The sequence below is a fragment of the Agarivorans sp. DSG3-1 genome, assembly GCF_046774965.1.
In the GTDB taxonomy this organism is placed as follows: Bacteria; Pseudomonadota; Gammaproteobacteria; order Enterobacterales; family Celerinatantimonadaceae; genus Agarivorans.
Window position 1 is genome coordinate 1,474,356 of record NZ_CP177241.1, and the last position, 22,232, is coordinate 1,496,587.

Annotated in this window: 14 protein-coding genes; 8 read left to right on the forward strand and 6 right to left on the reverse strand. The window is 44.6% G+C overall.

Features of this window, described 5'->3' with window-relative positions; genetic code table 11:
* Positions 1-31 precede the first annotated feature (31 nt).
* Complete coding sequence (gene glnA / locus ACLD71_RS06965) at positions 32-1,438, reverse strand: glutamate--ammonia ligase (protein ID WP_137672442.1); 1,407 nt, start codon at positions 1,436-1,438, stop codon at positions 32-34.
* Between the two features lie 340 nt (positions 1,439-1,778).
* Between glnA and typA the strand changes: the two genes are divergently transcribed.
* On the forward strand, positions 1,779-3,602 hold the full coding sequence (gene typA / locus ACLD71_RS06970) for a translational GTPase TypA (RefSeq protein WP_137672441.1): 1,824 nt from the start codon (positions 1,779-1,781) through the stop codon (positions 3,600-3,602).
* A 71-nt stretch (positions 3,603-3,673) separates the two neighbouring features.
* Here the strand turns inward: typA and ACLD71_RS06975 are convergent, their stop codons facing one another.
* The 3 genes from ACLD71_RS06975 to ACLD71_RS06985 all read right to left on the reverse strand — a co-directional run bounded on the left by ACLD71_RS06975 (position 3,674) and on the right by ACLD71_RS06985 (position 7,968).
* The gene (locus ACLD71_RS06975) at positions 3,674-4,504 is read right to left on the reverse strand and encodes a PEP-CTERM/exosortase system-associated acyltransferase (RefSeq protein WP_411993793.1); all 831 of its coding nucleotides are present in this window, start codon (positions 4,502-4,504) and stop codon (positions 3,674-3,676) included.
* A gap of 348 nt (positions 4,505-4,852) precedes the next feature.
* Entirely contained in the window at positions 4,853-6,301 is a 1,449-nt protein-coding gene (cls, locus tag ACLD71_RS06980) for a cardiolipin synthase (protein WP_411993795.1), read from the reverse strand.
* Between the two features lie 107 nt (positions 6,302-6,408).
* Positions 6,409-7,968 (reverse strand): SulP family inorganic anion transporter, encoded by a 1,560-nt coding sequence (locus ACLD71_RS06985; RefSeq protein ID WP_303514589.1) that lies wholly within the window; start codon positions 7,966-7,968, stop codon positions 6,409-6,411.
* A gap of 195 nt (positions 7,969-8,163) precedes the next feature.
* On the opposite strand from ACLD71_RS06985, the gene ACLD71_RS06990 reads away from it, so the two are divergent.
* From ACLD71_RS06990 to ACLD71_RS07010, 5 genes are all read left to right on the forward strand, one after another.
* Positions 8,164-9,054 carry a virulence factor BrkB family protein gene (locus tag ACLD71_RS06990; protein ID WP_411993797.1) on the forward strand — a complete coding sequence of 297 codons (891 nt, stop codon included), beginning with the start codon at positions 8,164-8,166 and terminating at the stop codon, positions 9,052-9,054.
* Positions 9,051-9,488, forward strand: a complete 438-nt coding sequence (gene dtd, locus ACLD71_RS06995; protein WP_137672436.1) for a D-aminoacyl-tRNA deacylase — start codon at positions 9,051-9,053, stop codon at positions 9,486-9,488. The genes ACLD71_RS06990 and dtd overlap by 4 nt, the downstream gene beginning before the upstream one ends.
* A gap of 190 nt (positions 9,489-9,678) precedes the next feature.
* Positions 9,679-10,680, forward strand: a complete 1,002-nt coding sequence (locus tag ACLD71_RS07000) for a LacI family DNA-binding transcriptional regulator (protein ID WP_137672435.1) — start codon at positions 9,679-9,681, stop codon at positions 10,678-10,680.
* A gap of 194 nt (positions 10,681-10,874) precedes the next feature.
* Positions 10,875-12,218, forward strand: a complete 1,344-nt coding sequence (locus ACLD71_RS07005; protein WP_411993799.1) for a GH1 family beta-glucosidase — start codon at positions 10,875-10,877, stop codon at positions 12,216-12,218.
* A 2-nt stretch (positions 12,219-12,220) separates the two neighbouring features.
* Complete coding sequence (locus ACLD71_RS07010; protein ID WP_411993801.1) at positions 12,221-13,318, forward strand: ABC transporter ATP-binding protein; 1,098 nt, start codon at positions 12,221-12,223, stop codon at positions 13,316-13,318.
* Between the two features lie 65 nt (positions 13,319-13,383).
* On the opposite strand, the gene ACLD71_RS07015 is transcribed toward ACLD71_RS07010, so the two are convergent.
* Complete coding sequence (locus ACLD71_RS07015) at positions 13,384-15,798, reverse strand: GH36-type glycosyl hydrolase domain-containing protein (protein ID WP_411993803.1); 2,415 nt, start codon at positions 15,796-15,798, stop codon at positions 13,384-13,386.
* A 16-nt stretch (positions 15,799-15,814) separates the two neighbouring features.
* Complete coding sequence (locus ACLD71_RS07020) at positions 15,815-19,042, reverse strand: GH116 family glycosyl hydrolase (protein WP_411993805.1); 3,228 nt, start codon at positions 19,040-19,042, stop codon at positions 15,815-15,817.
* Between the two features lie 881 nt (positions 19,043-19,923).
* Here ACLD71_RS07020 and ACLD71_RS07025 point away from each other — a divergent pair.
* Together ACLD71_RS07025 and ACLD71_RS07030 are read left to right on the forward strand one after the other, a co-directional pair.
* Positions 19,924-21,141 carry a carbohydrate porin gene (locus ACLD71_RS07025; protein ID WP_137672430.1) on the forward strand — a complete coding sequence of 406 codons (1,218 nt, stop codon included), beginning with the start codon at positions 19,924-19,926 and terminating at the stop codon, positions 21,139-21,141.
* An 89-nt stretch (positions 21,142-21,230) separates the two neighbouring features.
* Positions 21,231-22,190 carry a MalM family protein gene (locus ACLD71_RS07030; protein ID WP_411993807.1) on the forward strand — a complete coding sequence of 320 codons (960 nt, stop codon included), beginning with the start codon at positions 21,231-21,233 and terminating at the stop codon, positions 22,188-22,190.
* Positions 22,191-22,232 lie beyond the last annotated feature (42 nt).

Consider the following 22,232-nt stretch of genomic DNA (forward strand, 5'->3'; position numbering starts at 1 on the left):
AGCGGGTTTTTTAAGCTGTGTAACGTTTTGTTTATACGCTGTAGTACAATTCGAACTCAACTGGGTGAGTTGTCATGTTGATGCGCTCAACGTCAGCTGATTTCAATGCGATGTAAGAATCGATGTAATCGTTGCTGAATACGCCGCCAGCAGTTAAGAATTCACGGTCTGCATCTAGGCAAGCTAGTGCATTTTCAAGTGAGGTTGCCACTTGTGGAATTTCAGCTGCTTCTTCTGCAGGTAAGTCGTATAAATCCTTGTCCATAGCATCGCCAGGGTGGATTTTGTTTTTGATCCCGTCAAGGCCAGCCATCAACATTGCAGAGAATGCTAAGTATGGGTTAGCTGTTGGGTCAGGGAAACGTACTTCGATACGACGAGCTTTAGGCGAAGGTACTACTGGAATACGGATAGAAGCAGAACGGTTACGTGCTGAGTAAGCTAGCATAACTGGCGCTTCAAAACCTGGTACCAAACGCTTGTAAGAGTTGGTAGATGCGTTAGCAAAAGCGTTAATCGCTTTAGCATGTTTGATGATACCGCCAATGTAGAACAATGCAGTTTCAGATAGGCCACCATATAGGTCACCAGCAAACAAGTTTTCGCCGTCTTTCCAAATTGATTGGTGAACGTGCATACCGCTACCGTTATCACCAACAACTGGCTTAGGCATGAAAGTCGCTGTTTTACCGTAAGCGTGAGCTACGTTGTGAACAACATACTTAAGAACTTGAGTTTCATCAGCTTTTTCAACGATTGAGTTGAATAAAGTGGCGATTTCGTTCTGACCTGCTGTTGCTACTTCGTGGTGGTGCGCTTCAACAGTTTGACCCATTTCTTCAAGTACTAAACACATTGCTGAGCGTAGGTCTTGTGAAGAATCAACTGGTGCTACTGGGAAGTAACCGCCTTTAACGCCAGGACGGTGACCAGTGTTACCGTCTTCAAAATGTTTGTCTGAGTTCCAAGACGCTTCATCAGCATCAATTTTGTACATAGAACCTGACATGTCAGTTTTGTACTTAACGTCATCAAACAAGAAGAACTCTGGCTCAGGACCGAAGTATGCAGAATCTGCAATACCGGTAGAACGCATGTATTCTTCAGCGCGTTTAGCTACAGAGCGTGGGTCACGGTCGTAACCTTGCATAGTTGCTGGCTCAAGAATGTCACAACGAAGGTTTAGAGTGTTTTCTTCTGTGAACGGGTCTAGTACTGCAGTAGCAGGATCAGGCATTAATACCATGTCTGATTCGTTAATGCCTTTCCAGCCTGAAATAGAAGAACCATCAAACATTTTGCCGTCGGTGAAGAAATCTTCGTCAACCTGGTGAGATGGAATAGATACGTGTTGCTCTTTACCTTTAGTATCGGTAAAGCGTAAGTCAACAAATTTAACCTCTTGCTCTTTAAGCAAAGCTAAAACTTCTGCAGACATGTTTTTAACCTCCGGTGTCATCAAAATTGATGGTTCAATCGATTTAATAGTATTTATAACGAATTAACGCTGTTGTGTTGCTTGAAGCTAAAACTGTGCCAACACATAAGATATTGATATATATGGTTGTTATGGGAAGGGGCATCAATTTAGTGCAATGCGGTGCACTTTTATGGTGCTGTTCTTGTCCATTTTGGTGCGTTAAGTTTCTAGCCGCACTTATCATACCCTAAGTGGGTAGGAGAAAAACCGTGATCAACTTAAAACTATGAGAAGTTGTCGTTTATATGTACAATAGCGCACTTTTTACTTTTACCTCATTATAAAAGGGCTGAGAGCCGTGCTAGATAAGTTAAGAAACATCGCCATTATTGCTCACGTTGACCACGGGAAAACGACCCTAGTTGACAAGTTACTGCAGCAATCCGGTACGCTAACTACTCGTGGTGATGCTGAAGAGCGAGTCATGGACTCTAACGACATTGAGAAAGAGCGTGGTATTACCATTCTTGCAAAAAATACTGCTATTGAATGGAACGACTACCATATCAACATTGTTGATACTCCTGGACACGCCGACTTCGGTGGAGAAGTAGAGCGTGTTATGTCTATGGCTGACTCAGTGTTGCTACTTGTTGATGCCCAAGAAGGCCCAATGCCGCAAACACGCTTTGTAACACAAAAAGCGTTTGCTCAAGGCCTTAAGCCAATCTTAGTCATTAACAAGATTGATAAACCAGGTGCTCGCCCTGATTGGGTTATGGATCAAGTATTTGATTTATTCGATAACCTTGGTGCAACTGACGATCAGTTAGACTTTAAAGTGGTTTATGCATCAGCTATTAACGGCTGGGCAACCATGGACTTAGATGAGCCATCAGACAACATGGAACCATTGTTCCAAGCAATTGTTGAAAATGTTGCTCCTCCAGCTGCTGACCCAAGTGGCGATTTCCAGATGCAAATTTCTCAGTTAGATTACAACTCTTATGTTGGTGTTATCGGTGTAGGCCGTATTACTCGCGGTAGTGTTGTGCCTAACCAACAAGTGACTGTAGTGGGCGCTGACGGTAAAACCCGCAATGGTAAAGTTGGCCTTGTGCTAAGTTACTTGGGTCTAGAGCGTCAAGAAACACAGAAAGCAGAAGCCGGTAACATTATTGCTATTACGGGTCTTGGCGAGCTTAAAATCTCTGACACCATTTGTGATACCAACAACGTTGAAGCCTTAACGCCACTGAGTGTTGATGAACCTACGGTTAACATGACTTTCCAGGTAAACAACTCTCCGTTTGCTGGTAAAGAAGGTAAATTTGTTACTTCTCGAAACATTCTTGAGCGTTTGCAAAAAGAAATGGTTCATAACGTTGCTTTACGTGTTGAAGAAATGGACGATCCGGATAAATTCCGCGTATCTGGCCGTGGCGAGCTTCACTTAGGTATCCTTATCGAAAACATGCGTCGTGAAGGTTTTGAGCTTGCGGTATCACGCCCAGAAGTAATTCTGCGTACGGTAGATGGCAAACTTGAAGAACCGTACGAAACAGTAACCATTGATGTTGAAGAAGCGCATCAGGGTAGTGTTATGGAGCAAATGGGCTTACGTAAGGGTGACCTTACTGATATGGCACCAGATGGCAAAGGCCGTGTTCGCATGGACTTCTTGATGCCAAGCCGCGGTCTAATGGGTTTCCAAACTGAATTCATGACGCTAACTTCAGGTTCAGGTCTGATTTACCATACTTTTGAACGTTACGGTCCACATAAGGGCGGTACGATTGGTCAACGTCAAAACGGCGTATTGATCTCAAATGCTACCGGTAAAGCACTGACTTACTCGTTGTATAACCTACAAGACCGTGGTCGTTTGTTTACTCAACATGCCGACGAAGTATACGAAGGTCAAATCGTGGGTATTCACAGCCGTGATAACGATTTAACAGTAAACTGTCTGAAAGGTAAGCAGCTAACTAACGTACGTTCTTCAGGTACTGATGAAGCGCAAGTACTAACGCCACCGATTCTTATGACTCTTGAGCAAGCGCTTGAATTTATTGATGATGACGAGCTAGTAGAAGTGACGCCTGAAAGTATTCGTATTCGTAAGCGTTTGCTTACCGAAAACGAACGTAAGCGTGCGGGTCGCCCACCTAAGGCACCATAAGCAAGCGCTTAGTAAGGTGATTGAAAAAAGGCAGCTTAGGCTGCCTTTTTTAGTTTTTGTAAAAATTTTTGTTAAGCGGGGGAGTTGGCGTGTAAGCCTATTTTAGGGTTAACGCTTTGTTTAATCAGCTCAAACAAAGGTTGATATAACAAGGGGAGTTGCTCTTGAAAGCGCTCAAGAGTGATGTGGTAAGCCGCTCTAATACCGTGGTAATCAATATTTGGGCTAATGCGCGTCATCTTAATGCCAAACAAGGACAAGCTTCGGGCGAGTTTGGGTTCAACCATCACGTACGCGTGTTTAATGCCACTTTGTTCAGCAACAATCGATGCTGCTAAATATAAACTCATGGTGATATAGGGAAAGGTTCTCAGCTCTTTTTGGCTAAATTCCGCTAACGTCATGCCTGAAGGCCGATTACCACTTTTGTTATCAATTTTCCTACGACGAAATTGAGTATCTAAAGCCACGCGCGACACTTCGCAAATACTTTCTCTAGCAAAATTATCTGGGTGCAATGCTTGATGAGTAATGGCCGAACCGCAGGCATCCAAAATAGGCAGGCTCTGTTGACCTTTTGGGTGCACCATTCTTAAGCAACCGGCATCAAGCCCGCTGGTTAAATGTTGCACTCGGCAATACTGTGAGTAGCTATCGTAGTTGTCTTTTTCCTGCTGCAGCTTATTACTGGGTTCAAATTTAAACTCTTCACAATACACGCGATGGCGTAATTGATAGACCTTCTTCACTTCAGAATCGTTACTCGCGATACTCGCTTGAAAAAAACGTTGGTAGCGTTGTGCGAGTTCTTCGCCTTGGTGCTGAAGTGCTAATTGCTTTACAGAGGAGGCGCTTAGTTGCAATTTACGCGGAGCAATGGAACTGGGTTGTTGATGACTCACATGAAAACCTAGATATATCCTATAAATCGCCAAGCATAACGAGCGAAAATGTATAATTATGGGGGAATCGATTACATGCTCAAATGGCTATTTAGTCACTTTATTTAGATGTTTTTGTGATTGAAATGTGCGGTAGCTCAGTTTACAGGTGCTGAAAGCCTTATTCATACTATAAATGTATTGTAGTGGATAATAGTTAGAGGCGCGGCGTTTAAGGCTTGTTAGCTAAGTATTGTATTGAAGAATATTGCCCTTAGCTCGAATGATTACTTCCTGTAAGAGTGTTGCACTTGAATAAAAATTCAGTAGTGAATAATGTGCCTTGCTAGGGCTTAGGCCGTTTGATTGCTACAGCAAAGGACTAAAAATATGGATAATATTTTCCATCAACCGTCGATAAACGGGACGTTTTCGCCAGGCAATAGCATCAACTTTACTGCTTTGTTGTAAGTAGTGTTGCATGATTCTATATAAATCTTTGGCGTAATTTTTGTCATCAATAATCGATGTCACTTCAAAGTTAAGCCATAAACTGCGCATGTCTAAATTTACGGTGCCCACCAAAGCAACTTGCTGATCGATTAGCAGGCTTTTGGTGTGTAATAAACCGCCATTGAATTTGAAGATATTAACGCCAGCATCTAATAGTTGCTGATAAAAGGAATGGCTGGCGTACCGTACCAAAAAGGAGTCATTTCTTGCGGGTAAAATTAGGTTAACTTCTACCCCGCGATTAGCGGCAGTCACTAAGGCCATTTGCAGGCTTTCATCAGGCACAAAGTAAGGGCTGGTTAATACAATTTGTTGCTTGGCTAAGTATAAAGACGAAAGCAGTAACTGAATAACATGGTCGCCAAAGATGCCTGGTCCTGAAGGCATAATCTGCATGAGCTGCTGACCAGCAGAAGCGGCAGGAGAGACTAAATCTAATTGCTCGATAAGTGCCAAGCCAGTTTCCATTTCAATATCGTAAGCGACCACCGCTTGTAGGTTTACTGCAGCGGGACCTTCCACCCTCAACATCAAATCAACCCATTGGCCAAGGCCGCGCTGCTGATTAAAAAAGCGTGGGTCTACGAGATTCATAGAGCCGGTATACGCCACGTGTTGGTCAATGGCAGCAATTTTTCGATGCAGCCTTAAATCTATGCGTTGTAGTAGCATTCGAATGGGGTTGGCGTGTAATGCTTCAATCACATTTACGCCAGCATGTTCTAGTAGGGGTCTTTTCTCAGAGCTTAAAAACTCTCTTGAGCCTACTGAGTCAGCCAGTAAGTACACACTTACTTTTCGTTGGGCAGCAAGCGCCAAAGCGTCTAACAATGGGTCGACTAATCCACCGAGTTGTACAATGTAAAACTCAAGGTAGATGGTGGTTTTTGCTTGGTGTATATCTTGGGTTAGCTGGCTTAGCGTAGAGAGGGAATCTTCAAGGTTTTGTAATAAATTCCCTCCCAATATTGGCAAGCCAAGCAAACGCCGGGTTAGTTTGTTTAGGGGTTCTGCTTGTTCTGAACAGGAGCGCTCTACAGCGTGAGGAGAACGCTTAAACTGGTGTACACTTTGTTTGTACTTGGTTTCCATTACTCGCGCTCGCCTAGCGCGCAAGCGGCCCAAATAGCGCTCACCAAATAGCTGGTAGCAAATAATGCCCAGTAAAGGTATTGCAAAAATCAGTAGCAGCCAGGTAAGGGTTACGCCTACTGGACGGCGTTTTAACATCACTTGCAGGGCCACTGCAATAATCAGCAATACATAAATGAGCAAACCTAAGTCAGACAAAAATGAATCTAGCACTGTGGCCCCTAACGCCGCACAATCTCTGTTTAATCTAGCATGCGAGCAAAAAAAAAGCCGTTAACTCACTCGGAGTTAACGGCTTTATCTTGATGAGGTTAACGCGCTTAGTTGTCTAGCGTATCGCTGGCAACTTTGTAGCTAGGATCTTCAATCAAGTTCACTTCAACCGCGCTGCCTGCTTTAGTTAGTAGCTTGCGACATTCAGGGCTAAGGTGCTTAAGGTGCAGAGTTTTACCGGCTTTTTCGTAACGCTCAGCCAAGGTATCAATGGCTTCAATCGCAGAGTGATCACTCACTCGCGATTTAGCAAAATCAATCACTACATCTTTTGGATCGTTGGCTGGGCTAAACAAATCTAAGAAGTTAGCCGCAGAACCAAAGAACAATGGGCCATCTAGTTGATACACCTTGTGGTCTTCATCATCGCTAGAAGTAGTCACGTAGATGTGTTTTGCGTGGTTCCAAGCAAATACCAAAGCCGACACAATTACACCAATCACTACGGCTACTGCCAAGTCAGTGAATACAGTGACAACCGATACTAATACAATCACAAAGAAATCTGCTTTTGGTACTTTGTTAATCATGCGCAGACTCGCCCACTCGAAGGTACCTAGTACAACCATGAACATCACACCAACTAGAGCAGCTAAAGGAATCATTTCAATTAGCGAAGAGCCAAATAAAATGAAGCCTAATAAGGCTAAAGCAGCGGTAATACCAGACAGTCGACCACGACCACCAGAGCGAATGTTGATCATGCTCTGACCGATCATTGCACAACCGCCCATACCGCCAAAGAAGCCTGTTGTTACATTAGCCACACCTTGGCCAATACATTCTTTGTTACCATGACCACGGGTGCCTGTCATCTCATCAACTACCGTTAAGGTTAGTAGAGACTCAATCAAACCAATTGCCGCCAATACTAGAGCATAAGGGAAGATGATTTTTAGGGTTTCTAAGTTGAAAGGCACACTTGGAATAGAGAAGCTTGGCAGGCCGCCGGCAATTGTCGCATTAGCGTCGCCAGTCATACTGCGTACAAAATCTACTACGGTGCGGGTATCTAAGTTAAGTACATGCACTGATACCGTTACCCCCACAATGGCGACTAGAGAAGCAGGTACTGCACTAGTAAGCTTCGGTAAAAAGTGGATTACTGCCATAGTAATCGCCACTAGACCTAACATAATCCATAGTTGGCTACCTTGCATCCATTCCATTTCACCAAAGGCATTAGGCACTTGAAACTGCCCTAATTGCGCTAAGAAAATCACAATGGCTAAGCCATTAACAAAGCCTAGCATTACTGGGTGGGGTACCATGCGAATAAACTTACCGAGATGGAATACCCCCGCAAGCACTTGCAGGATCCCCATTAATACCACGGTGGCAAATAAATACTGTACCCCGTGGTCTGCGACTAGGGCGACCATTACTACCGCAAGTGCACCAGTGGCACCAGAAATCATCCCGGGGCGACCACCAATTACAGCGGTAATTAAACCCACCATAAAGGCCGCGTATAAACCGACTAAAGGTTCTACACCAGCAACAAAAGCGAAGGCTACTGCTTCGGGAACAAGCGCAAGCGCTACAGTTAAACCAGAGAGTAGGTCGTTTTTAACCGTAGCTCCCCGAAATTTAGGAAATTCAAACATGGTTCTTAGGATCCAAAAAAGAACAAAACGAAATGGGGCGGGAGTCTAGCACTTTATGTGATTCAGTTCAAAAAAACATCAGCTTTTGTTTAGCTTTTTTTTGTTAAATAAGAGGCTTAAGCCCTTGTTAAACTTGAGTTGAGCGCATATCTGAGTCATTCTTTAGCCATAAAAAACAAAGGAGTGAAATTAATCATGAGTGGCCGTTTAAAAACGCTTGATTGGCAAGGTTATTTTGCCACTGCAAAAAGCTTTAGCCATTTTCTGATTCAGCGTATCAAACAAGAAAAACTCACGATGATTGCCGGCTCACTTGCTTATGTCACGTTGCTGTCGTTGGTGCCTTTGGTGGCGGTGACTTTTTCAATTATCAGTGCTTTTCCGGTGTTTGCTGGATTTCAAATTCATATTGAAGATTTTGTCTTCAGCAATTTTGTGCCAGCCTCTGGCGAGGTAGTTAAAGAGAATCTGCGCGGTTTTGTGGAGAACGCTTCAAAAATGACCGCGGTGGGAATAGCTGCATTGGCGGTGGTAGCGCTGATGTTGATTTCTACCATCGACAAAAGTTTGAACATGATTTGGCGAGTAAAAGTGAAGCGACGCTGGAGCAGCGCATTTCCTATGTATTGGATGATTCTTACTTTAGGTCCCTTGTTAATGGGGGGCAGCTTAGCTTTAAGTTCATATATTTTCTCTATGCAGTTGTTTGCTGATGAAACATTGTTGGGAATATGGAATCAACTGTTACGTATGGTGCCTTTGTTGTTTTCCATTGGCGCGTTTTGCTTGTTGTACTTATTGGTGCCTAACCAATCAATTCGTTTTAAACACGGTTTAACCGGTGCGGTTGTCGCCGCCTTGCTATTTGAGTTGGGCAAGCGTGGTTTTGCCTTATATGTGGCTTCATTTCCTTCTTACCAAGTGATCTACGGTGCCTTAGCAAGTATTCCCATATTATTTGTATGGGTTTATGTGAGTTGGGTAGTGGTATTGATAGGCGCAGAGATCACCGCCGCCCTTGGTGAGTTTTCACAACAGCAACAACAAGCACAAGCAATAAATAGCAACATAGAGGAGTCGTTATGATTGCTTTAATTCAACGGGTTCAGCAGGCCAGTGTCACAATTAGTGGTGAAACAAGTGGCAGCATTGGTCCTGGTTTATTAGTTTTGCTAGGCGTTGAACAAACCGATGATCAAAGCAAAGCGGTGAAGCTTTGTGAAAAGGTTATTAAGTACCGCATTTTTGCCGATGAAAACGGTAAAACTAACCTGAATGTGCAGCAAGCTGGGGGAAGCTTATTGGTAGTGTCGCAATTTACTTTAGTGGCCGATACCGATAAAGGCTTGCGCCCTGGGTTTTCTAAAGGGGCTACGCCAGAGCAAGCTAAACATCTTTACGAACATTTTGTCAGTGCCTGTAAAGACCGCGGCCTAGCTACCGAAACCGGTGTCTTTGCTGCCGACATGCAAGTGTCTTCCGTAAATGACGGGCCAATGACTTTTTGGCTTCAAATCTAATTTTCACCAATGAAATCGAAACTTTGCGGCGGCTCACATATCAGATTTGCTGCCCCCAAAGGCAATTGACATAAATAACTGCAATCAGTCATATTAAGAGAAAGCGCTTTCACGGGAATAGGTTAACTCTGACTGTGCCCAGAGAAACTATAGTGTCAGCGCTTACTAATACAGCGAGGCTAAAGTAATAATGGCAACGATCAAGGAAGTCTCTGATCTAGCGGGTGTATCGCAAGCAACCGTATCTAGAGTGATGAACGGCAATAACAAGGTATCGGAAATTAACCGAGAGCGTGTTATGGCTGCGATGGATAAATTGGGTTATCAACCTAATTCATTTGCTCAAGCTCTGGCTACCAACCGCTCTTATAGCGTGGGGATTGTAGTGGGTACCTTATCTGGCCCGTTCTATGGTCCCATGATGCACAGTATTGAATCGGTATTGCGAAACGAAGGCCAGCACCTTATCGCTACCAGTGGCCACGATGATTTAGAACAAGAGCGAGATGCTATTCGCTTTTTAAATTCTCGTCGTGTCGACGCTATTTTGCTAGTGGTACAGGCCATGGGTGACGATGAGCTGATCGAAATGTGTCAGCGTAATCCTAATATTTTTGTATTAAACCGCTATGTGCCGGAGTTAGCCAATCGCTGTATTTATTTGAACAATGAATTAGGCGGATATTTGGCGACCAAACATCTTATCGATTTAGGTCATACAAAAATCGCTTCGATCACGGGTCCATTAGTTCACCTTGATGCGCGAGAGCGTTTACAAGGTTACCGTAATGCCCTTAATGAAGCAGGCATAGAATACGACGCACAGTTAGTCGTAGAAGGTTTGTACCAAGAAGATGGCGGCAACAAAGCGGCGGCTAAGTTATTCCAGCGTGATGTTGAGTTCACCGGAGTGGTGTGCGGTAACGATAACATTGCTATTGGCGTATACGACATTTTGTCGCTAGACAATGAATCACCAGCGGAGCGAATTTCGGTGGTGGGCTACGATGACATGTTTTATTCGCGCTATTTGCGACCGAAGATGACCACTATTCGTTTTCCAATTGAAGAAATGGGCACCATCGCAGCAAATATGGTGTTACAGAATTTATCAAATGTAGACCTAGTAAAAGGTGTGCAGTTAGAACCACAACTTATAGTGCGAGAATCGTCGGCACCTCCCGTCGGTTAGCTTACCTACCCAATTTAAGGAGTTGAATATGACCTGTCCCAGTTACTCTTAATCGACTCCTTGCTTGATGTTAGCTATGCGTTTTTGTGAATGTATAGCTAAGGTCGATCAGCAGTAAATCTGCTGGTAGTCTCTTTTTTATCCCATGAATATAATGATATGCGTCAGTAAAGGCGTAGTGTTGAGGTTGTGTTATGTCTTTTGAATTTCCCGAGTCTTCTCCTTTTCGTCGTAGTGACTTTGTATTTGGTGTGGCTACCGCTGCGTTTCAAATTGAAGGCGCAAATAAAGAAGATGAACGTTGTGAGTCTATTTGGGACCGCTTTTGTGCCACTCCCGGAAAAGTGGCTAATGGCGACGACGGCACAGTAGCATGTGATCACTACCATCTTTGGGAACAAGACCTAGAGATGATCGCCGAGTTAGGCGTTGATGCTTATCGTTTATCGATTGCTTGGCCGCGTATTATGCCAGTAGAAGGGCAAGTAAACAGTAAAGGAATTGAGTTTTATAAACGCTTAATTGCCAAGCTTAATGAATTAGGCATTAAGCCATTTGTTACCCTTTATCATTGGGATTTACCTCAGTATCTAGAAGACCGAGGTGGTTGGTTAAGTCGCGAAACAGCCTATAAATTCGCTGAATTCGCCGACATCATGACAAAAGCTTTAGGTGATTCAGTATTTAGTTATGCTACCTTTAACGAACCACTATGTAGTGCCTTTTTAGGTTACCGCTTTGGTCAGCACGCCCCCGGTTTAACAGAGGATAAGCTAGGTTTTCAAGCTGCTCACCATATATTGCTAGCTCACGGTTTAGCATTGCCAAAAATGCGTGAAAACGCCCCTAAAGCAGAGCACGGTATTGTACTTAACTTTACCCCTGCTTACCCAGCAGACCCAACCAATGCGGCTGATGTATTAGCTGCCGATTTTGATGAGCAACAGGGCATTCATTGGTTCTTACAGCCCATTGTTGAAGGGGAATACCCAGCAGCGATTCGCCAGCAGCAACCATTATGGTGGCCGACTATTTTACCTGGCGATCTGGCCTTAATTAACCAACCCATCGACTTCTTAGGCATTAACTACTATACCCGCCACGTGATTAAAGCCACTGAAAATGGCCCGCGCCAAGTGGTGCTGCCAGATGTAGAGCGTACAGATATGGGTTGGGAAGTGTGCCCTGAAGCACTCACCGCTTTATTGGTAAAACTTAATCAGCGCTATACCTTGCCGCCGATCTTCATTACCGAAAACGGCATGGCCGGCGCAGACAGCCTGGAAAATGGCGAAGTGATCGATCAACAACGTTGTGACTACTACCAATCACACCTAGACGCGGTGGCTGTGGCAATGGAGCAGGGCGTGGATATGCGTGGCTATTTTGCTTGGAGTTTAATGGATAACTTTGAGTGGGCCTTCGGTTATGAGAAACGTTTTGGCATTGTTTATGTTGATTACGCAAGCCAGCAACGAGTGCTTAAGCAAAGTGCTAAATACTTCCAACAATTTTTACAACAACGCGCAGGAGCATAATTATGGCGTCACTGTCATTTAAAGATCTACGTAAGAGTTACGGCAAAGTTGAAATTGTAAAAGGTTTCGACTTAGAGATGAGTGATGGTGAATTTGTGGTACTACTCGGAGCCTCTGGGTGTGGTAAATCCACCATTTTGAGGATGGTGGCCGGCTTAGAAACCATTTCTTCGGGTCAAATCTGTATGGATGAAAAATGCCTCAACGACGTTGACCCAAAAGATCGCGATCTTGCCATGGTATTTCAAAGCTATGCGCTTTACCCCCACATGACAGTATACGAAAACATTGCCTTTGCGCTTAAAGTTCAAGGGGTTAAGAAAGAAGAGATTAAAAAGTCGGTGGATTGGGCAGCCGAAATGCTGCAGTTAACTGACTATCTTCATCGTAAACCTAAACAACTTTCTGGTGGGCAACGCCAGCGGGTCGCCATGGGGCGGGCCATGGTGCGCACGCCTAAGCTATTTTTGTTTGATGAGCCTTTATCTAACCTCGACGCTAAGCTTCGCGGCAAAATGCGTGCAGAAATAAAAGACATGCACCATAAATTGGGTGTAACTACCTTATATGTTACGCATGACCAGGTAGAGGCGATGACCTTAGCAGACCGCATCGTGATCATGAACAAAGGGGTTACCGCACAAATTGGTACGCCTTATGAGGTGTTTACTCAGCCTAAAAATCAATTTGTAGCGAGCTTTATCGGTTCGCCGTCTATGAATATGATCCCAGCGACTGCTAAACAGCAAGACGGCGAGTGGCTGTTGGAATTAGCTGGCCAGGTGATTAAAGCCCCAGAGAAATTTGTAGGTAAGCTAAAAGAAGGTCAAGCACTAACGCTAGGCATTCGCCCTAACGATATTCATCTACATGAGAAACAGCTAGAAGCTAGCCACGTTATAGCGGCCAAAGCTACCTTCTCTGATAGTGAATTATTAGGTGCAACTATGCACGTGAAAGCAGAAATGGGTGGGCAGAATATTGTGATTGAAGCTCCAGCGGAGCATGGTCAATTGCCCAAGTCTCTAGAGATATTTTTAGATTCCACCTTCGTGCACTTGTTTGATGCTGAGACGCAAAAGTCCTTAGCTCAGTCATAGTAAGCGTTTGTTTTAAAAACAAAAAAAGCCAGCATGATGCTGGCTTTTTTATTGCTGTACTCGGTTTAGCCTAGTACCACTTTTACTTGATGCTCGCCTTCACTAAAGATTGGTAGCACTTTTCCATCTATTGCGTCGCCATTTACGGTAACACTTACCACACCCGAGCTCACGCCGTTAGGGTTGCTAACCTCAATGTTGTATTGCGCGCCACGGTAACGGCGTTTCACGCTAAAGCCAGGCCATGCCGTTGGAATACAAGGGTCTACTTCTAGCCCCGTTAGCGTGGGTTTAATACCCAAGATGTATTGGGTACCAGCTACATAAGTCCAGGCAGAGGTGCCCGACAACCAGGCGTTGCGACCCATACCAAATTGTTTGTGTTCCGCGCCTAGAATATTTTGCGGGTAACAATAAGGTTCGGATTGGAATACATCCAAGTTATCGTTGTGGAAAGCAGGGTTAATTTGGTTGTAGTACTCAAAGGCACGGTCTCCGTTACCGGCTATGGTTTCGGCCATCATTACCCAAGGGTTAGAGTGTAAGAAGATACCGCCGTTTTCCTTAGCACCCGGTGGGTAAGTACTTACACCACCAAGTTGTGGGTCAAAACCATTGTAACCAGGGCCAGACAACATAATGCCGTACTTGGTATTTAGCTTGTGATTAACAGCGTCAAGGCCGGCTAGCATGCGGTCGCCTTCAGCAAAGCCAGAGATTACCGGCCACGACTGTCCGTTGGTGTATAAACTACCATGTTGGTTTTTATGCGAACCAATCGGTTGGCCTTCGTTGGTAAAGTATCGCACCCACCATTCGCCGTCCCAAGCATGCTGATTAACGCGTTGTTTCATTTCTTGATAGTAGCCATTGAGCAAATCGTAGCTGCTCTGGTCATCCAAGGTTTTAGCAATGTCTAACAGCTCTTTTAGCGCTTTACCAAATAAGTTAGCAACAAACAGAGACTCAGCGCCTGTTGGTAAGTTAACGGTATCGTTCCAATCGGCAAAACCGAGTAGCGGTAGGCCATGTTCACCTACATTATTCCACGTAAAATCAACGGCTTTAAGCAAGTGTTGATAAACGCTGGCTTGCGGGCGATCTTCAGGTTCTAGGGTTTTGCTGTAATAAGAAATAGGCTTGTTTAAGAAATCCAGATCGCCAGTTTCTTTTAAGTACTGGGCAACCGTAAGTACGATCCATAAATGGTCGTCGCCGTAGTAGTTAGGGCATTCTGGCTCTTCGCGTGAGTCACCTTCGTTGGCTTCCATAGTGAGCGGGAAGTACTGGTGCATGGCCGAGCCATTGGCGAGTTGAACCGATAATAAACGCTCGGCAAATTCGCGTGCTTCTTGCGGCATGTGCGACATCACACCAATTAAATCTTGTGATGAGTCCCTAAAGCCAATACCGCGAGCGCCGTAGCCCAACTGGTATAAAGATAGATAACGAGACCAGTTTTTAGTGGTGTGGCATTGGCGAGGATTATGTACGTTGAGCATTGAGTTCATGGCTGTATCTGGGGTGTCTACCTGCATCACTTGTAGGTAGTCTTCCCAAAATCCAGATAGCTCAACAAAGGCTTGGTCTACAGCGCTTTCTTGGCGATATAAATCGATGCTTGGTTTGGCGTCAGCCAAACTGCTTACTTGGCCTAACTGAGTAATGACCCGCTCAGTGTTTCCCGGCGCAAGTTCGCCCAAGTTCACCAATAGCGCGCCTACGTTATCACCGCGGTCACATTCAGAGTTGCCTAAGCTAGGCTCCATTAGTGATAAGGGTTTTGACCAAGAGCCAAATTCGTTATCACCTAAAAATGCACGGCGGTCACCTTCCCAAGAATCAACCGGTCGGTTACAGCTTAAGTAGTTCACTGCGCTATCACGCTTCATGAAAGCATATTGCTCTAAAACTACGTGGCCAGTGCTTTCTGGGTGCGCTTTTAGCGCCATGGTTTGCGGTACCCAATCGGCATTTACTAGCTGTTTTAAAGCATCAAAGTGGGTGAACTCGTAAACCGGTACTACATCTACAGCTTGGGTTTGCTCACTAATGTTAGTGACCTGAATATCTTGAATTAAAGTGCTAGAACCTTGAGGAACAAAAATCTTAAGGTCGATACGCAAACCTTGAGCTTCAACTACCCAGCGGGTGTAAGACAAACCAATGCGACATTCAAACTTATCTAAGGCTTCTAACGTTGGCGTAAAGAACGGAGAAAACAGTTGGTAACCTTGCGCAGTTTTGCGGCGAATATATACCGTTGAGCCTTTAAACTCAGACTGTGGCAACTGGGCAATGTATTTAGTAATACGGTTTAAGGCGGGATCTTGTTTACACACAACGGTGCCGCCAGTGGTATCCACTAAACCGCCAAAGTCGAGAGTTCCCACGTAGTTCGCCCATTTTATCGGCGTTTTCGGCGTAGTTAGTACGTATTCCTTGTTTTGGTCATCGAAGTAACCGTATTGCTTGCTCATATTTACCTCAGAATTGTTAAGCTGAATGCTGTTCGGCGTTGGTCAAAGGCTTAACCAAAGCTAAAGAAAAGATCATGCCGGGGCGGAAGTAGCGACCTGCGGTGTACTTAAGTCCGGTATGGTGTAAGGCGTAGAACAGCGTTTGGCTGTTTAACTGAAATTGTTGGCATAGGGCGGCACTGCGCAGTTTGAACTCATTAAACTGACGTGGAATATCCGCAGCAATACGCCCATCTGAATAGAGTAAACCTAAGTCTATTAGCGCCTGATGAAGCTGCTCGGTTTCGCCGTCTTTCAAGTGGGAGAACTGCTTACTGTTAAAGCGGCAGCTAGCATTAAACCCTTCTGGAGCGGCAAATGGAATGCGTGCATCTTGATATAGATTGCGATAAGTGGCGTTGAGTAAATCAGCGGCTTGCTGCTGCATATCTAAAGCTGCCATCGCCGTGACTAAGGAGTATTGCACGCCAATCCACACGTCGTGAGCTTGGAAATTATCCCACTCTTTAGGTTCGCCTAAGCGTGTGACTAAGTTGGCTGCGCCTACTCGCGCGCTGTTAATTTGGTAGTTGTGGCGATAAACATAAGCCAAACTGCGGCGCTGTTGTTGCTCGCTGGCAATGGCGGGTAACTGCAGCATGCGACAGTAACTGTCGGCTAACAGTTGGTCGGCAAAGCTATCATCGCTATCTAGTTGTAACTTGGTGTGCCAAGAGCTTTGCCAAAAGTCGCCTAGCGCGAGGAGTGCTAGTTTTCGTATTTGGCGAAGTGTCTTGGGGTTGTCTTGAGTAGTAGGCCAGCTAAGTGGCGCGCACTGCTCGGCCCATAACTGCCGCACATTATCGGCTAAATCGCCTAACTCTGGCAGGCTTGGCTCGTTTAACCATTGGTTAAGCCGTTCCACTAATTCCACTGAACAGGGTTTGCTCTGTAGTTTAAGTTGCCCAGCAAAAGGAGACTGTTTTAAGGCATCACTTAAGGCCTCGAGTTGTTGTTCTTTAATATCGCGTATTTGCAGCGGTGTCACATAGAAGTGAAAGTAGCCTGCCTGCTCGTCCCATAAGCTGCTGTGAAACTGCTTACGTGCGCATGACGCTAGGTAGCGGTACTCCTGCGGGATCCCGGTTTTGTTTAGTAGTTCTGCAATGGTGGCGTAGGCTTCTAAGCTTGCGATCCACAATGAACCGCAATATACCGAAATACCGTGTGAAGATAGGTTATCAAAGGTATCGTCAGTGCCGCGAGTCAGTGGGAAGCATTGGCCGGGTTCTACCATGGCTTGCAAGTAATGCATGGCCGCTTGGCACGCTTCCCAGCAATCGCTTAATAGGGTTTTGTCATCATGAAAACGATAATGACGTAGCAACATTAAGATGTATTTAGGCGCTAAATCCTTCCATTCCTTAACATTGTGCCAATCGTAAGCATCAGGTTTGGCGTCAAAAGGGCTGCCTAAATCGTGAATCACTGCTCCTCGCACCGCACGTGGACCTTCGGTTTTATCGTTCGGTAAATCGGCGTGAGGTAAGCCTACGTATTCATGGTGGCGACGAATATGCGAGTTCTCTGCTAACACGGCTTGCGAGAAGTGACGCATTACCGCGCCATCTAGGCGCGGAAAACACTGTAGTAATGAAAACGAGCCATAAAAATACACATCCAAGGAATTGAAGAATGGGTAATCGGCACATTCTCTTACTAAAAATTTATCATCGGCATCCCAAACGGTAGCTTCAGCTAGAAACGATAGGGTGTTTAGAGCCAGAGTCCGTGTCTCGGTTTGTCCTTGCGGCCCAAGCGGTAAGTTAGTTAGGCTATCGTCAGGCATTAATTGTTCGCTGACACTAGCTAATGATGCCGTTAACTGAGGTTCTATCTCTATAGCATGCTGGCAAATAGCTAATGCTCTGCCTTCGCTTTGTGGAAATTGTTGGGTGTACTTTTTAAGGCTAGTTAGACCCGGTAAACGAATATGGGGGAAATCTAGCACTAGTGAGAAACATACTTCGACTTGCTCGCCAGGGGCAAGCTCGCCGCTAATGCAAAGCGCTGCTGAACTGAGTTCGCGGCCGCTGTAAATACCGCGGTCAAATGATTCTCCTAAGCGTCCGCTGGCTAAGCCTCCGGCCACTACATTGGTGGTATTATCTGTGTAAAAATACGGCTTAGCGCTTACCCAACAACCAGTTGGCGCGGAAACGGATAAACAACTTTGGCCGTCAAAGTCTATGCCTGGATTAGCGTTACCGCTCATTTCTACGGCGCAGTGTTCAGCGTCATTTTGCCAGCGATGCAGTTGGCTTGTTTGGCCGTTAGCCGCACGAACCAATTTACAGGCAGAGTCTTGAACGCCCGGGCGCTGTTTAATCGCTTGAAAGCCGCTTAAGTTTTCTATACAGCGAATTAAGCTAAATGCTTGTCTAGTTTGGCTTTGGTTACGCAATACGATACGAGTGTAACTCACCGGTAAGGCTGCCCAATCCTCGTGATTAGGGACCACCGGGCTATAGTGAAACTTTGTTACTTGGATCGCTTGCTGGTCAACGAATTGTTGCTTGGCGACTGGATACAGCGCTTGATAATTGACTTGCTTGCTCGGGCAAGTGGCTATGCCGTGGTAGGCATTTGCTTCCCAATCGCCATAGAGTGCTTGTTGGTGGGCTGCTTTAAGGCCAAGTGCGCCGTCATAGAAATCGAGTAACCAACTAATGTTAAGCGCTGCGCCAGTCACTTGGTTGCTTAACAGTTGCTGAGTTTTGTCTGATAACTCTACATTCCAACGCTGCAAATTAGCTTGGTTCCATTGGTAGAAGTCTGGCTCTTGAATAAGGTTTTGCAGGTGCGCAAGCTGTTGCTCTGTATCATCATTAGCTTTAAATAGTGGCTGTTGTAGGTGATTACTTAAGGCGAAAAATTTCTGCTTTTGCTGAAAGTTGCTGTGATTCACTATTACCAGTTGCTGCTCATTTGCATCGCGTTGGCTAAAGAAAAACTCTTCTAATCGCAAACCATCTCGCTGGCTGTCGGCTAGATGCAAACCCGGTAACATATGAAACAGTGGCGTTGTTCCCGCTGGTGTTAGGGTGTACGCACTACCAATACCACCTACCGCGATCCCCGTGTCTGCTGGGGTTGTACTTAATGGAACATACCAGGGTTGTACAAACTCGTCGGCCAATCCTGGACTCATCAAGTCACTGACCTGACCAAAATAACTGGATTGAGCGGTGTAACGATGCAACATTGGGATGACCTCAACTAAATACTATTGATGTGTAAGCGCTTTCACATGGCATGTTAACAGGTAGCCTTAGCTTGTTTAGTGCATCAATTCGAAAAAGTGATCGGCCTCAATAAAAGATTTCGTAATAGGAAAGCTATGAAAGAAGCCAAGGCAATTTAGTCAATAAGTGTAGTTTGGTTGTTCTATAGAAAGGCTCAAGGCCTTTATTGATAGGCTATCTGGAGGCTAGGTACAATCAGTTGATGTATGAAAGAATTCCATTGCCGTATTGCGAGGCCTGTGAGAATGCTAAAAAACATTAGCTGGTTATTTTATTGCATCGCGTGTTGACTTGTTCGATGAGAAAATAAGGCTTGGGGCTAAATTAAAGGTACCGCCGCTAACATTTGCTTCAGTATTTTCATGAATTTTAATGCTTTATTTGTTTTTCCTTATCAACTCAAAGCTTCATTTTAACTAATTAATAATAGGTATTGAGACTTATTGATGCACTAATAAGTGTAAAAAACATCAGATGAAAACAATTATTTGATTCATCTCACATAGTTTAGTTTTTGTAACAAAAGTGAATATGCGAAAAAACATCATTTGTTTCATAAGTATACAGCACCTTATTTCTCTAGATGAATAACTCATAAATAACAATGGTTTATCCGTGAAACTGCTTTCATGTTGCATGGGGTTATTTCACTATATTTCATGAAACTATAGGTTCTAATTTTGTTTAAATTGTGATCCTTGTTTTTTGCAAGCGCTTTCATTAGTGATGTTGGTCACTTATTTATCTAATTTTGAGTCTTATACTTCTTAACCATGGCTAGTTCGCCATATATAAAAAATGCTTCCAATAAAATTTCAAGATTCACACGGAGTTGAACAAAATGAAAGTGAAAGCGCTTACAATTGCAATTGCAGTCGCGTCAGCGGCAACCTCTCTTAGCTCGTTCGCGGGTACCCCTAATTTTTCTGGTTACGGCCGCTATGCTTTAGAAGCATCGGGCGACGAAATTGTTCAGCTAAAAGGCGAACACGGTGAAATTAATGGTGCAGGTCGTCTTGGTAACGAAGACAACTGGATGGAGTTTATGCTTTCTCAAGGTTTTGAGAATGGCGATGCTAAATTTGACATGAACGTTATGCTTAACACTCCTGGTTACTCGCCTACTTGGGGCGATACCATCGGTTTAGCTCAGTTCTACGGTGGTGGTAAAGGTATTTTTGCTTCACAACCAGATGCTTATGTTTGGGCTGGTAAACGTTTCTACGGTCGTGAACAAGGTGGCTTGAGCGATTACTTCATGCTTAGTGCCGATGGTTCTGGTGCCGGTGTTGATAACTTAAACCTTGGTTTTGCTCAACTTGATTTAGGTTGGACACAAGGTGGTGGTGGTACAACTCCTGAAAATAAAAAGGGTTCAGTTAACTCTTTAGCCTTTAATTTGCATGATATTAAAGTGAGTGAGCAAGGTGCTCTTAAATTCCGTGGTAACTACGCGTTTACTACTGGGGATATAGATGATGCAGCTAACCCTGACCGCATTGAAAACAATGATGCATGGCAGGTATTTGCTTCTTACCGTCAAGGTTTAAGCAATGGTTGGTTCCAAGTTGCTGCTCGTTACGAAACTGACGCTGCCGCATTGATTTCTGCTAACTCAGCGGGCCAAAACTGGTCAAACTATGAAGATAAAAAAGCCGCTTCTTACGGTGCTTTCTTAGACGGTGCAGTTAACTTTGGCGAAATGACAGCCATGGAATACAACGCTAACTACTTGTTAGTCGATTGTAAGCAAACTGGTTGCTCATTCGACGAAAAAGTTGAATACGCCGTTGCTGTTCGTCCTCAGCATCACTGGACTGAGTACATGGCTACTGCTCTAGAAGCGGGTGTTCACTTTACCGAGCGCACAGATGTTGGCGGCTCTGCAAACAAAAGTGACGCATGGAAAATCACCTTGTCGCAAAACTTCCAAGTGGGTCACTTCATGTGGTCACGCCCAGTTGTTCGCTTCTACGCTGTAACAGGTGAAGTGAAAACTGATGGAAAAGAGACGGTTGACGTAACAAAAGTGGGTGCCATGGTTGAAGCTTGGTGGTAAATCCAGCTAAGCTGAGTACTGTTTAAATAGGTACTCAAACCAAGGAGTGGGCGCTAAGGTGTTAGCGCCCGCATTTAAGAGGTGGAAATTTGAAAAAAGTATTAACGGTAGTAGTTGCTTGTGTTTTAGCTAGCGCGTGTTCAAGTTCTAGCAATGACAAGCCTTTAGAAGTCACTGACCCGTTTAGAACTTGGGGGGCTCAATTTGCCGATGAGGCAAAAATAGCAGCCAACTTACAATCTTCAAGTGTTTCTCCAAAGCTACCCTCACAGCTGCAATATCAGTTATTGTCTTTAGACAGAACTAATCGTATCGATGTCACTGAAAAGTCACCAGTAGTTCAATTTCCTGAAGGTAACTCTTATACCGCAGCCTTACTGATCCCTGATGATATCTCTCAATTTACCTTTCATTTAGATAGTCTTGTAGCGCGCACCGTATTTGTACCTACCGCGATTTTTTATGATCAAGGTTTGAATGAGGTGCTTCGAATTGAAAGTACTACATTAGACCCGGAAGGCTTTTTATCTATGCAGCAGGCCATCACACCTGAGCAAGCCAAACAAGCACGTTACTTATTGGTTTACAGTAAAGCCACTGAATATGGCGGTAAAACCGAACTGATTGATCCTAAAGTTGTTTACGAAGAAAAAACCGGTGGTGGTTTACCTTCGGCCTTTAAATATTATTCAAAACATTCTCCGATAGGTAACCTAGATATTCGTTTTAGCGAAGTGTTATTCAGTTCGTCGTTTGTTACTTCGGCTGAACCCAATCAAAATTTAACGCCCGTTGAAGCTGCTCCAGTTAAAGCAGATGCAGCGGCCGCTACTGCAGTAGCCACTACCACCGCGGTAGCTGCTACTAAAGCGCCAAGCGCAGATATGCTAAGTGATACAGAGACTTTTTATCTAGATCAAATTAGTAAAGCAGTAGCACAGGATGACCTTACTAGGGCCTTAAACCTAGTCGAGGAGGCAGAGCGAGCTGGTTCGACAAAAGCGCAGTCTCATTTTATGCAGCAATTGAAGAAACAGCAGCAACAGTAGTGTAATACCAGTGTGTTTTTTTCTAATCCCTGTTTATGCGGC